This is a genomic window from Bradyrhizobium sp. 956_D2_N1_4, from assembly GCF_052076025.1.
GTDB lineage: Bacteria > Pseudomonadota > Alphaproteobacteria > Rhizobiales > Xanthobacteraceae > Bradyrhizobium > Bradyrhizobium barranii.
Genome location: NZ_CP197237.1, coordinates 5,602,937 through 5,618,874 on the forward strand (window position 1 = coordinate 5,602,937; position 15,938 = coordinate 5,618,874).

Annotated in this window: 6 protein-coding genes; 1 reads left to right on the plus strand and 5 read right to left on the minus strand. The window is 64.7% G+C overall.

The annotated features are described in order from the left end of the window. Window positions 1-219 precede the first annotated feature (219 nt). The 4 genes from AB7535_RS26580 to AB7535_RS26595 form a co-directional block, all read right to left on the minus strand. The gene (locus AB7535_RS26580) at window positions 220-3,822 is read right to left on the minus strand and encodes a beta strand repeat-containing protein (RefSeq protein ID WP_354115125.1); all 3,603 of its coding nucleotides are present in this window, start codon (window positions 3,820-3,822) and stop codon (window positions 220-222) included. A 173-nt stretch (window positions 3,823-3,995) separates the two neighbouring features. Beyond that, a complete protein-coding gene (locus tag AB7535_RS26585) occupies window positions 3,996-5,558 on the minus strand; it encodes a 2-isopropylmalate synthase (RefSeq protein ID WP_063981681.1) in 1,563 nt (520 codons plus the stop codon). Between the two features lie 768 nt (window positions 5,559-6,326). Next, a complete protein-coding gene (locus AB7535_RS26590) occupies window positions 6,327-11,630 on the minus strand; it encodes a beta strand repeat-containing protein (RefSeq protein WP_439037170.1) in 5,304 nt (1,767 codons plus the stop codon). Window positions 11,631-12,107: 477 nt separating this feature from the next. Further along, window positions 12,108-12,353, minus strand: coding sequence for a hypothetical protein (locus AB7535_RS26595; RefSeq protein ID WP_028152088.1), 246 nt, complete (start codon window positions 12,351-12,353; stop codon window positions 12,108-12,110). Window positions 12,354-12,658: 305 nt separating this feature from the next. Here AB7535_RS26595 and AB7535_RS26600 point away from each other — a divergent pair, with 305 nt between their 5' ends. Next, entirely contained in the window at window positions 12,659-13,876 is a 1,218-nt protein-coding gene (locus tag AB7535_RS26600) for an SMP-30/gluconolactonase/LRE family protein (protein WP_135214161.1), read from the plus strand. Window positions 13,877-13,963: 87 nt separating this feature from the next. Here the strand turns inward: AB7535_RS26600 and AB7535_RS26605 are convergent, their stop codons facing one another. Beyond that, the gene (locus AB7535_RS26605) at window positions 13,964-15,847 is read right to left on the minus strand and encodes a peroxidase family protein (protein WP_439037171.1); all 1,884 of its coding nucleotides are present in this window, start codon (window positions 15,845-15,847) and stop codon (window positions 13,964-13,966) included. Window positions 15,848-15,938 lie beyond the last annotated feature (91 nt).

Genomic DNA, 15,938 nt, shown 5'->3' on the forward strand with positions numbered 1-15,938 from the left:
TCCTCCCACACGTTTTTTGGTGGGGCACGAACCGTCGCCCCCAAGCCCTAGATTCAAGACTTGAGGGCAGGATTATAGGGAAGCGGACACAGGCGCCATTGCCCCTTAGCAGGGGGCGGCTTGCAAAAATGCGGTATCCGGAGGCGAAATCTGCTGGACTGGCTCACGCAGGTCGATGGCAGGGAAACCCTGCCATCGCCGCTGCCGCCTCTCGCAACCTCAGCCGTGCAGCGCCGGCGCGAGTTGGGCCTGCTGCGCGACCGCCGGATCGGTGATCAGGGTGCCGCCGTGCCCGTCCGAGGACAGCGCAAAGTCGGCCGCGCTGTACTGACCGAGCAAGTGCAGCGTCGCGACGTGGGTGCCGTCGGAGACTGTCAGCGTGCCGCCGGTGTTGTCGTTGTTCTGCGCATAGGCCATCGAGGTCAGGCTGTCGCTGAACAGGATGTCGCCGAGATCGAGACTGTCATGGTCCTGCCAGCCGGAGATCGTTCCCGTGAAGGCCGACGCCTGGGCCAGCACCAGCGAGGCATTGGGACCGGCGAAGATCACATCGTCGATCGTGCCGCCCGCGTGGACAAAGGCGAGCGCGCCCGAGCCGATCGTGGTGTCATCCGCGCTGCCACCGGCCTGCACGTGCTGCGTGCCGGACAGGACCGTCGTGCCGGTCGCGCTGCCATACACATATTGCACGCCGCCGTTGACGATGGTGGCGTTGGCGGCGCCCCAATCGACCTGGACTCCGCCGGCATTGATCGTGGTGCCGGTCGCCGTGCCGTCGGCGTAGACGCTCTGCTGGCTGCCGGCGTTGACCGTCGTGATCGACGCGTTGCCGTGGAGATACTGGAGGGCGCCATTGCTGATCGTGGTCTGGACCACCGTGCCGCCATAGACCGACTGGACGCCGCCATCCATGGTGGTGTTGATCGCCGTTCCACCCAGATAGACGTCCTGCCCGCCGCCATGGATCGTCGTGTCCGAGGCCGTGCCGCCGCTCTCGACGGCCTGCAGGCCCGAATTGATCGTCGTGAGGCTCGCCGAGCCGAACACGTACTGACCGCCGCCGCTGATCGTCGTGATGATCGTGAAGCCCCAATCGATCTGGATGCCGCCGGCATTGATGGTGGATCCGGTCGCACTGCCGTCGATGTAGACGTTCTGCTCACCCCCGGCATTGACGATGGTGTTGAAAGCATTGTTGTGAACGTGCTGGAAGCCGCCATTCGCGACCGTGGTCTGGATCGCAACGCCGAAGACGTTCTGGGTGCCGCCGTCCACGGTGGTGTTGGTCGCGATACCACCGCCGAGGATATCCTGGTCGCCGCCGGCCTCGATCGTCGTGCCGTCGGCCGAGCCGCCGATCTGGATGTACTGATTGCCCGAGATCACGGAGTTCGAGGCCAGACCGAACACCAGCTGCGCGGCGCCCGCGGCAACCACCATTCCATTGGCCGAGCCCTCCAGCACGACCGCCGCGCCGCTCTCGACCTGGATGTCGGAATAGCCGGACGCATCCTTGATCCGCCAGACGCCGCTCTGGACGTCGAGCTTCTCGACATTGACGACGGTGCCAAGGAGCGAACCGGAGCCACTTCCCGACAGCACCAGCGTGTCTACGCCGTCGCCGCCGTCGATCGTGCCGGTGACGATCGAAGCGGTGGCGAGATTGATGCTGTCGTCGCCTGCGCCCATCGAGACGTCGCCGATGATGGAGCCGCTGTTGGTGAGCGTATCGTTGCCGCCGCCGGTGGCGACGCTGCCGAAAATGCCGCCCGTGTTGGTAACGGTGTCGCCGAAGGCGCCGACGATCGAGATCGCCTCGCCGTTGTTGCCGCGGATCGTGCCGTCGTTGATGATGGTCATGACGCCGAAGGCGCTACCGTCATTGCTGTCGTCCACGGTGATCGCGCGCTGATCGCTGATGATCAGGCCGCCCACCTCGTTGTGGACGAAGCCGCCGCCGATCGCGAGCGCCTCGTTGAGGCCGTTGGCGCCGCTGGTCAGGCCGACCGCCGCGATCGTCCCGAAATTGTCGATCGAGACCAGACCGTCGACATCGACACCGTCGGCGTCAGCACCGCCGACCGCCGTGCCGGTGATGGTGCCGCGGTTGGTCACTGTTGTCGTCGTGTTAGCCGCGCTGTCCATGTTGATGCCGGAGCCGCTGCGGCCGGTGATGGTGCCGTCATTGTTGACGGTGATCGGCTGGTCGCCCGTGATGGCGTGGCGGGCGCCGTCGATGATTCCGCCGGCATAGTTGTTGACCACGCCGCCGGTGTTGACCGACTGGAAGTCGATCGCGTCGTTACCGGACGAGGCCGCCGAGGCATTGTGGCTGACGATCTGGCCGTAATTGTTGATGGTGGCGTTGGCGCCGGGCCGGATCGCGTCGGCATCGGCCGCCGAGATCACGCCGGTTGCCGCATTATTGATGACGGTATTGGCGCCGCTCGAATTGATGTCGTCGAGATCGAGCGCCTGGCCGGCATTGCTGCCGGTCCCCGTCGAGGAGATCGTGCCCTCGTTGTTGACGGTGAAGGTGCCGCTCTTGCCCGAGACCAGGTTCGAGATCTTCACCGCATCCTTGGTCGCGGTGATGGTGGCGCCGGCCTTGTTGTTGATGGTGAAGCTGCCGCTGGTCGAACCGCTGGTGGCGATCGCGCGGCTGGTGCCGGTGATGGTGCCGGAATTGTCGACCACCGCGCCGGGCGAGGTGCTGCCGCCGATCCAGGTGACCGGGGTCGAGCCCGACAGGGTCGCGCCGGCGAGAACGGTCAGATGATCGTTGTTCGCCAGCGTAATCGGGTTCGACGAGTTGCCGGAGACGAGAGTGCCGTCGTCATTGGCGATGGTGCCGGTCGCCGTCGCGGTGCCGATCGTAACCGCCGCGCCCGGATTGCTGGCGCTGGTGAGCGTGAGCGTAAAATTCTCGTCGGGCTCCGCGGTGGTGTCGCCGGAGATCGTGATGGTGATGGTCGCCGAGGTCGCACCGTCGGCGAAGCTGCCGCTGAAGGTCGAGGCCGGCAGCGTGCCGCCGAAATCGGCCGCATCGGTGGTGCCGGCCGCGAAGCTGCCGGAGAAGCTGAGTACGCCGGTGGTGCCGCCGGTGCGCGCAATGGTGAAAGTCATGGTCTTGGTGCCGCTCTGCCCCTCGGCAACCGACACGCTCGGCGACGAGAACGAGATCGTCTGCGTGGCGGGCGCGGCCACGGTGAAGGCGGTGGTCGGGAACGGCGCGTCGGGCGTGGTGCCGTCGGTGCTCTGGTCGCCGCTGCCGTTCTGGGTGGCCCAGTTGGCGGTGTTGCCGATCGCGACAAGGTAGTCGGCGAAGCTGGCGAAGCCCGAGCGCGGTCCGTTATAGCCGACGATGTCGAGGCCGCCGGTGAAGCTGACCGCGGTCTGGCCGGCAACGAGGCCGGTGCCGGTCAGCGTGCCGTCTGAGGTCGCATAGCCGACATTGGAGATCGCGGCGAGAAAGGTCGGCGCCGTCGAGGTGCCGACATAGGCGTAGACGACCTCGCTGTCGTTGGACAGGCCGGTATTGTTGGCGTTGGTGAAGGTGGCCGAGCCGGCGCTGGTGCCGAACGTGCCCTTGCCGATGTTGTTGATGTCGATGACGGTGCCGGCGGGAATCGCGCCGGTCGCGGTCCAGGCGATCGTGCTTTCGGCGTTGCTGCCGGTTGCGAAGGCGGAGCCGTTCCAGTTGCTGTCGGTGAAATTGATGACAGTGCCCTGCGGGATGTCGGTCAGGGCGACAAAGGACAAATTATCGTTGCCGTCACCGTTGAAACCGGTGAAGGCGATCGAACCAGCGGAAAGGGGCATTCCAAATTCTCCAGCAGCAAGGGCGCGCGACGCTGCCGGTTAATGGAATGTTAACATGACATGTTAATAACATATTTATTGCGATGCACCCCCACATGACGGGATCGTGTGCCAAACGAAAAACGCGGCGCCGAGGGCGCCGCGTTTGCCGATGAACTGGAGAGGATGAAGCGTCAGCTCGCCGCTGCCGTCGTCACCGTATCGCGCTGGCGCTTCATGACGATCTTGTTGAGCGCGCCGAGATAGGCCTTTGCCGAGGCCACCAGCGTATCCGGATCCGCTGCGCGTGCCGTCATGGAACGGCCGTCATGGGACAGCCGCACCGAGACTTCGGCCTGCGCGTCGGTGCCTTCGGTCACCGCATGGACCTGATACAGCTCGAGCTTTGCCTCATGCGGCACCAGCGCCTTGATGCAGTTGAAGACCGCGTCGACCGGCCCGTTTCCTTCGGCTTCCTCGATCCTGATCTGGCCGTCGACGTCGAGCTTCATGGTCGCGCGCTGCGGGCCGTGGGTGCCGGCGATCACGGTCAGCGAGGTCAGCTTGATGCGGTCGTGGGAGGCCGCCATCTCCTCGTCGACCAGCGCCTCGATGTCCTCGTCGTAGATGTCCTTCTTGCGGTCGGCCAGTGCCTTCATCCGCGTGAACGCATCCTCCAGCTGGTTGGCGCCGAGCTTGTAGCCCATCTCCTCCAGCTTGTGCACGAAGGCGTGGCGACCGGAATGCTTGCCGAGCACCAGCGACGACTGCTTCAACCCGACCATCTCGGGCCGCATGATCTCGTAGGTCGAGGCGTCCTTCAGCACGCCATCCTGATGGATGCCGCTCTCATGGGCGAAGGCGTTGCGGCCGACGATCGCCTTGTTGTACTGGACCGGGAACGAGGTTGCGGCCGACACGACCTTCGAGGCGCGCGTCAGCTGCGTGGTGTCGATCTTGTTCCACCACGGAAACACGTCGTTGCGGACGTTGATGGCCATCACGACTTCCTCGAGGGAAGCGTTGCCAGCCCGCTCGCCGATGCCGTTGACGGTGCACTCGATCTGCCGCGCGCCGCCCGCAATGCCGGCCAGCGAATTCGCCACGGCCATCCCGAGGTCGTTATGGCAATGAACCGAGAATACCGCCTTGTCGGAGTTCGGCACGCGCTCGATCAGCGTGCGCATGAAACGGGCATATTCCTCGGGCGTGGTGTAGCCGACGGTATCGGGGATATTGACGGTGGTCGCGCCGGCCTTGATCACGGCCTCGACGATGCGGCAGAGATAGTCCATCTCGCTGCGGGTGGCGTCCTCGGCCGACCATTCGACGTCGTCGATCTGGTTGCGGGCGCGGGTCACGTTGGCGATCGAGAGCTCCATCACCTGCTCCGGCGTCATGTTCAGCTTGACGCGCATGTGCAGCGGCGAGGTCGCGATCACGGTGTGGACGCGGCCGCGCCTGGCGAATTTCACCGCTTCGGCGCAGCGGTCGATGTCCTTCGGGTTGGCACGCGACAGGCCGGCGATCACCGAGTTCTTGGAGCGGCGGGCGATCTCGCTGACGGCCTGGAAGTCGCCTTCGGAGGTGATCGGGAAACCGGCCTCGATGACGTCGACGCCCATGTCGTCGAGCATCTCGGCGATCTCGATCTTCTCCTCGAACGTCATGGTGGCGCCGGGGCACTGCTCGCCGTCGCGCAGCGTGGTGTCGAAAATGATGACGCGGTCCTTATCGGACTTGTTCACGGGGGCCATTGCAAAATTCCTTTTGAGCTTTTTGCGCCGTCAGTCTGCTGGGCGCTTGAGGTGTCCGGTGATCTCGACCAACCCCTGAGCGCCCAGGCGCATGGCGCCCAGCCGGCCCTCAGGGGCAAGTAAGAAGAAGGCCGCCAATCAGGAGGGTGGGCAGCAGCGCGGCCGGGATCGTGGCGGCGGCCAGAGCCACCTCCCCCGAAATCCCATCGATTTGGCCGCGAATCAGCATTGCCAGACCCTTTTGAGCCCTCAAATCCTCGGTCAAAACCGTTGACGGTTGGTTGCCGGGAGGCTCGATGCGCCGTTTCTAGACGAGAAATGGCCGCAACCGCAACGCCAAAAGATGGTCAGGAGGACTGACCTGATTGCAGGGGGCGTGGCGCCTCGCCCATTGGTTCGCAATGACGACCACATCGGCCCCGTCATCCCAGCGACAACCGCGAAGCGGTTGTCGCTGGGGGTGCGAGGCGTGCGGTGCGAAGCAGCACACGAGGAGCCTCGAAGGATGCACGGCCGAGCTGGTGCCGCGGGGACGCCGCCCTTCGAGGGCCTCTGAAGAAGCGGCCACTTCATCAGGGTGACGGAGATCGATAAACGCGCGCGGCGGCATCAGCTCTGCATGCCAAACAGCAGGCACACACCCACCCGCTCGCGGCGTGGTCCGCCCGAGTCTTGCTCTCCGCTTCACGCCCTCAACAGAGAGGGCGCAAGGAAGGCCGGGCGCCAACTGGCACCCGGCGCATCCGCTTCACCGATCCCGACCGATCCTTACGCCGCGTGCGGCAACGCGAGCGCGCTCTGCTGGACCCCGGCGCCGGGATCGCTGATCATGGTGCCGCCATGGCCGTCGGAGGACAGCGCGAAGTCCGCCGCCGTGTATTGGCCGAGCAGCGCCAGCGAAGCCGTATGCGAGCCGTCCGACACCGTCAGCTTGCCGCCGCTGTTGCCGGCATTGGCGGTGTAGGCCAACGTCGTGCCTGCGGCGAACTGGATATCGGAGAGATCCAGATGGTTGCCGTCCTGCCAGCCGGAGAGGAAGCCGCTGAAGTCGGAGGCGTGATCCAGCACCAGCGTGGCATCAGCACCTGCGAAAGTCACGTTGTGAACCGAGGCTCCGACGAAGGCGTGGGCGGTGCCGCCGCTGCCGATCATCGTGCCGTAGGTGGCGCCGCCGGCCTCGACGTACTGCGTGCCAGACAGGATGACCGTATCGGCCGCCGTGCCGTAGACATACTGGCTGCCTCCGTCGATCGTGGTGGCGATCGCGTTGCCCCAGTCGATCTGGATGCCACCCGCATTCACCGTCGTGCCGGTGGCGGTCGCAGACGCGTAGACATTCTGCTCGCCGCCGCTGTTGACGGTGGTGTCGGTCGCGCTGCCATGGACGTGCTGGAGCCCGGCGGCGTCGATCACGGTGTCATCGGCGGAGCCGTAGACATGCTGGGTGCCGCCCTCGATGGTAGTGTCGCTCGCCGAAGCGCCGCCGATGACGCGCTGCTCACCACCCGCCCCGATCGTCGTGCCGGTTGCAACGCCGCCGGCCTGGATGGCCTGCTCGCCGAACACGGTGGTGTTGCCCGTGCTGCCATAGACGGAGAGCGTGGCGCCCTGCTCCACCGTCACCGCCGTGACCGCGCCCCGCACCACAAGGCCGGCACCACTTTCGACCGTGACGTTGGCGTAGCTGGCATCACTGTTGATCGCCCAGGCGCCGCTCCGCACATCGAGCTTCTCGACACCGGTCGCCTTGCCCAGCGTTCCATTGCCGGTGCCGGACAGATTGATCGTGTCGGTACCCACGCCGCCATCGATGGTGCCGCTGATGGTCGAGCCTGTGACGAGGTTGATGGTGTCGTCGCCGGCACCCAACAACACGTCGCCGGAGACGATGCCGCTGTTGGTGAAGCTGTCGTTGCCGTCGCCGAGATCGACCGCGGGACCGCCCATCGCCACCATCAGGCCGCTGTTGTTCAACGTGTCGGCGCCGTCGTCGGTGAAGATGCCGCCGACGATAGTGCCCTTGTTGGTGATGGTGTCGGCAAAGCTGCCGAGGATGTCGATCGCCTCCCGGCCGAGGATTTTCGCGTTCATCGCGGCCGCGTCGGCGGGATCGACGCCCTCCGGGCCATGGCCATCGCCCCGGATCACACCCTCATTGTAGATCGTCGTCGCGCCGAGCGCCGCGCCGTTGCTGGAATCATCGACCTGGATGGCGCGCCCGTAGCCGTAGATGGTGCCGCCGGCATAGTTGTTGATCACGCCGCCGCCGATGGCGACTCCTTCGGAGACGTTGACTTCGCCGTTATGATAGCCATTGGCGCCGATGCCCTGGACCAGGCCGTAATTGTCGAGCTTGACCAGACCATCGGTGTCGATGGCGTCGCCGTCGCTGTCACTGTAACCGGCGGACGCGCCGATCATCGTGCCGCGGTTGGTCACATAGACGGTGTTGGCGACGGACGCATTGTTGTCGATATTCACAGCCGAACCATTGCGGCCGATCATCGTCGCGCCTGCGTCGTTGACGACGGTGATGCCGACCTTGCCGGTCACGGCATGGTGCGACCCTTCGATCACGCCCCCGGCGAGGTTATGAACGGCTCCGCCGCCGTTCTTCTTGTAGTCGATGGCGTCACCACCCGTGATGTTTTGGCCGTCATCGCCGCGGGACCTGATCGTCCCGGCATTCTCGATCGCGGTGCCGGTGCCGCCACGGATGACGTCCTGGTTGGCGATCGCCGAGATGATCCCGCCGGCGTGGTTGAATATCTTGACCGAACCGTTGCGGGTATTCTCCAGGTCGATGGCCTTGGCGCCGGAGATGGTGCCATCGTTGACGATCGTCAGGCTCCCGCCATTGAGGTCTCCGGGACCGGAGACGGTGTCGCTGATGAGTCCGGTGGCTGCGTTGTTGACCACGAAGGTGGCCTTCCCCGAGTCCGTTCCCATCGAAATGCCGGATATCATTCCCGCATTGTCGATCGTGGTGGAACCGGTCCCGAGTTGTACGGCACCGACAAGAGCACCGACTTTGCCGCCGGCCTCGACGACGAGATGGTCGTTTTTCTCCTGGCCGGCCGCGCTGCCCATCTCGAGCAGCTCGGACCGCGAAACGCCGAGCGTCGCGCCGCTCTTCACTGTGATCGAGGTATAGCCGCTCTGTCCTGCATCCGCACTCCATGACCGGGCCAGCGGAAGGCGAATCCCGTCGCCGTTCAACTCCGCAGTCCAGATGCCGCCGGCGACGACCAGGCTCTCGACATTGGTCACCCGGTTCGAGAGTGTGCCCAGGCCGTTGCCCGACAGATAGAGCGTGTCGGTGCCATCGCCGCCGTCAAGCGTGCCGCTGATGGTCGAGCCGGCGACGAGGTTGATAGTGTCGTCGCCGGCGCCCAACAACACGTCGCCGGAGACGATGCCGCTGTTGGTGAAGCTGTCGTTGCCGTCGCCGAGATCGACCGCGGGACCGCCCATTGCCACCATCAGGCCGCTGTTGTTCAACGTGTCGGCGCCGCCGTCGGTGAAGATGCCGCCGACGATGGTGCCCTTGTTGGTGATGGTGTCGGCGAAGCTGCCGAGGATGTCGATCGCCTCGCGGCCGAGGATTTTCGCGTTCATCGCCGCCGCGTCGGCGGGATCGACACCCTCCGGGCCATGGCCGTCGCCCCGGATCACGCCCTCATTGTAGATCGTCGTCGCGCCGAGCGCCGCGCCGTTGCTGGAATCATCCACCTGGATGGCGCGCCCGTAGCCGTAGATGGTGCCGCCGGCAAAGTTGTTGATCACGCCGCCGCCGATGGCCGCGCCCTCGGAGACGTTGACTTCGCCGTTGTGATAGCCGTTGGCGCCGATGCCCTGGACCAGGCCATAATTGTCGAGATTGACGAGACCGTCGGTGTCGATCGCATCGCCGTCGCTGTCATCGTATCCGGCGGACGCACCCACGATCGTGCCGCGGTTGGTGACATGGACGATATTGGCGACGGTCGCATCGTTGTCGATATTGATGCCGGAGCCGTTACGGCCAAACAAGGTCGCGCCGGCATCGTTGATAACGGTGATGCCCTTCTTGTTGGTGATGGCGTGGCGGGACGCTTCGATCACGCCGCCGGCAAAATTGTGCACGACCCCGCCGGCGCTGCCGCTGTAGTCAACCGCATCGCCGCCATAATATCCGTTGGCAGCGTCATCCGCGACCGACCGGATGATACCGGAATTGTTGAGCACCATGTTGGCGCCGCCGCGCACCACGTCGGCATTGGCCTGACTGTTGGTGATGATGCCGCCGGCGAGGTTGTTGACGATCACCGTGGACACCTTGCCGACGTCGGTGAAATCCAGCGCGTAGCCGACGCCGCCATTCATCAGGCCGGCATTGTTCACGGTGACGGCCGACCCGGAACCAAGGTAGCGAACCCCGATGCTGCCCCAGGTGGCGCCGGTCGCGGCATTGTTGAACGTAAAGGAGCCGGTCACGCCGTTGGCGCTCGTCACGTGATAGTTCGTACCATCGACACCGATGCCACCGGCATTGTCGACGGTCACCGTGCCGCCTGACCAGAGGATCGCGCTGACCTCACTACCGTCCTGCGGCTCCGGAACGGCGAGTACGCCACCCTGGTCGACCGTGAGGTGGTCGCCGTCGGCGAGGGTGAGCGGCGAGGTGACGCTCTCGCCGGCGCCGATGTGCAGCGGATCATCGTTGACGATGATACCGGTGGCGTCGGTGTAGGTGTTGACGATGGTGATCCCGTTGCTGGAGCTTGCATTGGTCAGATGCAGGCTGAAGCTATCGTTGCCTTCCAGCGTGATATCGCCGGTGGTGGTGATCGTGACGGTGGCCGTGCTCTCGCCGGCCTTGATGACGCCGGAGAACGTCAACGGCACCGTGCCGCCGAAGTCAGCAGCGTCAGTGGAGCCAGACGAGATCACGCCGCTGAACGAAAGATCGCCGTCGGTGCCGTGGGTCCGCTCGACCACGAAGGTGAAGGTCTTGACGTCGCCGGCATTGCCTTCCGATTGCGAAATTGTCAGCGAGTTCTCGGCAAAGCCGAAGAACTGGACCGGATCGTCGTTGACGATGGTGGCGTCGGCCGTCGCCTTGTCGCCGATATAGACAAGGCCGCTGTCGCTCGCGACCGTATCGAGGCGGGCGAAGAAGTGTTCATCCGGCTCGTACGTGGTGTCGCCGCTGATATGGAACGTCACGGTCGCGGTCGAGGCGCCATCGGCGAAGCTGCCGCTGAACGCCGGCAACGTGCCGCCGAAATCGTCGGCGTCCGCGTAGCCGTACATGCCCGACATGTTGGCCAGTGTGCCGGAGAAGGTGGTGACCCCAGAGGTCGAGCCGATGCGGTTCAGCGTCAGCGTCACCACCGTATCGCCGCTATCGCCCTCAGTGACGCTCGCCGTAACGGAGGCGAACTCGATCTTCTGCGCGGTCGGGTCGGCGGTGAAGGCCTGGGTCGAGAACGGCAGGTCGGGGGCGGTGCCGTCATGGCTCTGGTCGCCGTTACCACCCTGCAGCACCCAGTTGGCCGTGGCGTAGATGTTGGCCTTGTAGTCGTCGATGCTGGCAAGGCTCGACCGGTCGCCGACATAGGCGGCGATGTCGGGGCTGCCGTTCAGCTGCTTGGCATCGACCCCGTTGGTGAGGCCGGTGCCATTGAGCGTGCCGCGTCCGAGGCTGGCATTGAATATGGCGTTGGTGATCGCGGTCAGGAACACCGGCGCCGCCGCGCTGCCGGTGTAGGCGTAGACGACCTCATTGAGGTCGGCGATGTCGCGCGTGTTGGCGGTGTCGAACGCCACGGTTCCGACATCGGAAGATGCACTGCCGCCGGCACCGAGGCCGGTCATGCTGATGACCGTGCCGGCGGCGACGTCGCTGGTCGCGGTCCAGCTCCAGACGTTCTCGTCCGAGGCGAAGCTCGTGCCATTCCACAAATTGTCGGTGAAGTGAATGACAGTGCCGGCCTTGATGTCGGAGAACGATACGAAGGCAAGGCTGTCGTCGCCGTCCGCGTTGAAGCCGGTGAAAGCGATGGAGCCGGCGGTGAGTGTATCGGTCATGGTTGTTCTTCCTTGTTGCCGTCCTGCTCGCGGACGGAGAATCCAGAATTCACGAGGCAGGATTTCCGGGGATCAGCGCCGCGCGGACGGCGTAGAAATTCCGATTTTAGGAAAACTTACCTGATATCATAATTCATGTTGCATAATGATATGTCCGTTACATGAAAGCCGGGCAGCGCGCGTCCAATGACTGTTGGAAAGCCAGCGGCTGGATCGCCGACCTTCTCATCGCACGCACGATCCACGGGCCCATCGCGTCGCCGCGAGCGCGGACTCCGCACAAATGCACACGCGGCGACAACGCTCACCGCGCTCCTGTTGTCTTGGGGGGCAGCTTGACGGATTGCAGTGATCGGAAACGGAGCGATCTGCGGGATCAGCCGTCCCGGATATCGCTTTCGCCTTCGCTCTTCGAGCCAAGGCGGACAAGTCGCTCATCGGAATGCGGGTGGAGTGCCGGCCTGATCGCCGGCCGGGCTATCCGGCGCGGCGGGCGCGGGCCCTGCTTTCCCAACGGTCCAGCATCTGGCCGAGCTCGCCGGTGGCGACGGGGGCGGCCTCGTTGGTGTTGGCGGGTGCGGCGGCGCGGAGCCAGCCCGGCTCGGTATATTCGCGCCAGCGGCGCGCCTCCGCGCGTCGTTTGCGGGAGGCGAGATCGCGGGTGAAATAGCCGGCGGCGAACGCGATGGCGAGCGCAATGACCAGTGCGACAACGGCTAACACAATGAACTCCGGCTGATACCCCGGAAACGTTCTGCCATCATCGCGCGTGAGGTCAAGGCTTGACAGGTCCTAAAAACCGCACCGGTTGACCGCGCAAAGCCCGACGACAGGCCCCGAACGACGAGACAGGGACCAATTGCCGCTTCTGCCCTCGCCTCGCCGCAATGCCGCCGCGTTCCAGCCTTCCCAAGCCTGCCATCGCGCGGAGGATGCGTACCTGCCCCTCGCAACCGGGCGCGGACCGGACTAACCTCCGCCCGCTCGGCCGGATCAACCGGCCAGCCGAACATAACCGGGAGGACGCGATGAAACGCCCAGAGCAGCGTGACCAGGATGCTGCGCTTTCACGACGAACACTCGTGCGGGGACTTGCGCTCGGCGCTGCGGCGACCGTAGCCGGCCCCGCGCTGGCCCAGACCGGACCTGCCGCACCGCCAACGACGATCACCACCCCGCCGCGCGATTTCGGCCCCAACGGCGCGCCGACGACTTATTTCTCGGACCCCGACATCATCACCGTCGATCCGTCCTTCGACGATCTGGCGCAGCCCAACACCGCGATCAAGCGCCTCTACACCGGCTTGTTGTGGGCCGAGGGCCCGGCCTGGAGCGCGCAGGGCCGTTATCTCCTCTGGAGCGACATCCCCAACAACCGGCAGATGCGCTGGACCGAGGACGACGGCCGCGTCAGCGTGTTCCGCACGCCCTCCAACAATTCCAACGGCAACTCGTTCGACTTCCAGGGCCGTCAGCTCTCCTGCGAACACCTGACCCGGCGGGTCACGCGCTACGAGCATGACGGCACGGCCACGGTGCTCGCGGACTCCTATCAGGGCAAGCGCCTGAACTCGCCGAACGACGTCGCCGCGCATCCCGACGGCAGCTACTGGTTCACCGACCCGCCCTATGGCGGCCAGCTCTATGAAGGCGAGCCCGACGTCGCGGGCGGCCCGAGCAACGCAGGCGGCAAGCTCAATCCGCGGATCGGACAGCCGGCCGGCTTCGTGCCGGGCAAGCGCGAGCTGCCCACCAACTGCTATCGCATCGATCCAAGTGGCCGCATCGACCTCGTCGTCACCGAGGACCAGGTGCCCGATCCCAACGGCCTATGCTTCTCACCGGACTACAAGAAGCTCTACGTCGCCTCGACCGGCAAGGGACCGGGCGACACCGGGCCCGGCGGCAAGGGCGAGATCTTCGTGTTCGACGTCGGCGCCGACAACAAGCTCTCCAATGGAAAGAAGTTCAGCGACTGCGTGATCGACGGGGTGAAGTGCGGGCCCGACGGCCTGCGCTGCGACGTCAACGGCAATGTCTGGTCCTCCAGCAACGCCGGGCGCGCCGTCGGCTATAGCGGTGTGACGGTGTGGTCGCCGGCGGGCAAGCTGCTCGGCCGCATCCGCCTGCCGGAAGTGTGCGGCAATGTCTGCTTCGGCGGCCCCAAGCGCAACCGCCTGTTCATGGCCGCGAGCCAGTCGCTCTACGCCGTGTACACGGCGACGCAAGGCGCCGGCCCAGGCTGACGCGGGACGAGCAGGATCACGACACGGCGCCGGCGTGCCCCGCCGGCGCCGAATGATGCTGTATTGCTCGTTTGAAGCGACCCAGCATTATCCCCATTCGTGAAGATGCATCTCATGCGGCTTTACGCCCAGCAGGTCGATGGTCTCGGAGCCGACCTGCAACAGCGTTCCGCCATGATGGTCAGATGATTTCGTGACGTGAACGTCGTTCGAAAATTGCAGTTTGTCCTGTTTGGGATCGAAGTCGGTGATGACCGCGGTGTTGTGCTTACCTGCGAGAACACCAAGGTCGAATTCGAATGTGTCGGCACCGGCACCTCCGGTCATGGTCATGCGGCCGCCCGCGGCGACCAGCGTGTCATCCAGATCTCCGCCAGTCAGGGTATCCCTGCCGGGAGATCCGACCACAAGCTGCGCCATGCCTGCTGCAGCCTCTTCTCCGGTCGGGTCTACGCCGCCCAGCGTACCGCTGTGCCGCTCGGTGGCGACGAAGGCATCGCTCTGCATCGCAGTGGTATCGGTGTCGCGCAGAATGAGGTCCGACAGCGTTGTGTTCTTTATCTCATTCAGGGTCTGCTTATCGAAGCCCTGGTTCTCGAAGTAGTAGCGATCGCCGTCGCGCAAAGCGGTGAACTGGTCGGCGATGATTATGCCGAAGGTGGGCCCGATGACGGCTCCCGGCGCATGATCCTCAGCCAATCCACCGGCCCACAAATCGACGGCATCGATCGAACCATAGGCTTTCTCGAACGCTGCTGCCGTCGCCGGATCAGAGCTGAGCTGATCGAAGCTGGTGTAAGGCGCAAGCCCCAGCGCCTCCCGGGTTTGGTTCAGTGTACCCAGCCCAAGATCATGGCCGCGTTGGATATTGATCGCTGCCAGATCCATGCCGTCCGGAGGATCGAACAGGAGGTTTCGCAAGCCATCGACAATGTGAGCGTCCAGCGGGTTGGCCAGGTCCCCCGCCAGATGCCGCAACAGGCCATCCGCACCAGTCGCCTTGAAAGTCGCCGTGTCTTCGAAGAACGATTGCGCCAGCGTCTGCTCCGACGTAAAGGCACCCAGATTGCTGGTCGCACTGATCTCGTCGGAGACGATGGAGTGACCGAAGCGAAAGGCCGCACCGGCAAACTCTTCGGTGATCCGCGCGTCCGCCGTGCGGTCATAGCCTTGGTACGGCTTGATGGCGTCCTCGCCCAACAGATGCGGCAGGAACTCGTTGTAGGTGATGTTGACCATCTCGGCCGTGGTGATGGTCTTGGCCGTCTCGTATAGCTTGTCGCCGCTCCAGTTCGGATGGTCCTCGTGCAGTCGATCGACCTGGTAATTGTGCTCGCGCACAAACAAGACTTGCAAGGCGGTCAGGTCGGGATTCTCCTGCGCCCGTACGTCACCGGCCGCAAAGACGTTGCCGTGCTCGGTCTCGACGATCGGGAGATTGTCTCCCGCCGACACCTTCATATGGCCGTCGGCCGTTCGCAGGCTCGCTGCGGTGGCCGCGTCGGAACCATAGATCTGCGATCCGTCCAGCCAACCCGTCACCGTATTGATCGCGGCTGCCGGATGCCCGGTCACCCCCGTCGCAGGATCGATCGCCACCCGCGTCAACGGGATCATGCTGCCGGGCGGCAGAAACTCATCATCAGCGGGGACCTTGATCGAGATATCATCCGTGCCTGTGCCCTCCTTCTGCAGATCCAGATCGTGATCGATGAACTGGCCCCACGCATACATCATGCCTGACAGCGCGACGCCGGCGTCATCCACCAGATGCGGGCCTTCCTCGCCAATATCCGTCTGCGCCACGACAATGTTGCTGATCTCGCGCGGATTCGGACCTGGCGTCATTTCATTGACCCCATCGACGAAATTTGCCGGCCCCAGCCGAGCAAAGTCGGTGCCGGCCTGGTTCAAGGTGGGATACGCACGATTGTTGTTGGAGCCGTCGATGCTGCGGAATCTGAGCGCCATGGTTTACCCTCCCCGTAGAGTGTCCGCCCCAGCGCCTGCTCCATTGGCGGCTTGCGGCATGACGCTTTTGTGATTCTTTATGACGCTCGCA

Bases quoted from the DNA above. Each gene is read 5' to 3' on its own strand.
- AB7535_RS26580 (WP_354115125.1), bottom strand. From the start codon at position 3,822: ATGCCCCTTTCCGCTGGTTCGATCGCCTTCACCGGTTTCAACGGTGAC.
- AB7535_RS26585 (WP_063981681.1), bottom strand. From the start codon at position 5,558: ATGGCCCCCGTGAACAAGTCCGATAAGGACCGCGTCATCATTTTCGAC.
- AB7535_RS26590 (WP_439037170.1), bottom strand. From the start codon at position 11,630: ATGACCGATACACTCACCGCCGGCTCCATCGCTTTCACCGGCTTCAAC.
- AB7535_RS26600 (WP_135214161.1), top strand. From the start codon at position 12,659: ATGAAACGCCCAGAGCAGCGTGACCAGGATGCTGCGCTTTCACGACGA.
- AB7535_RS26605 (WP_439037171.1), bottom strand. From the start codon at position 15,847: ATGGCGCTCAGATTCCGCAGCATCGACGGCTCCAACAACAATCGTGCG.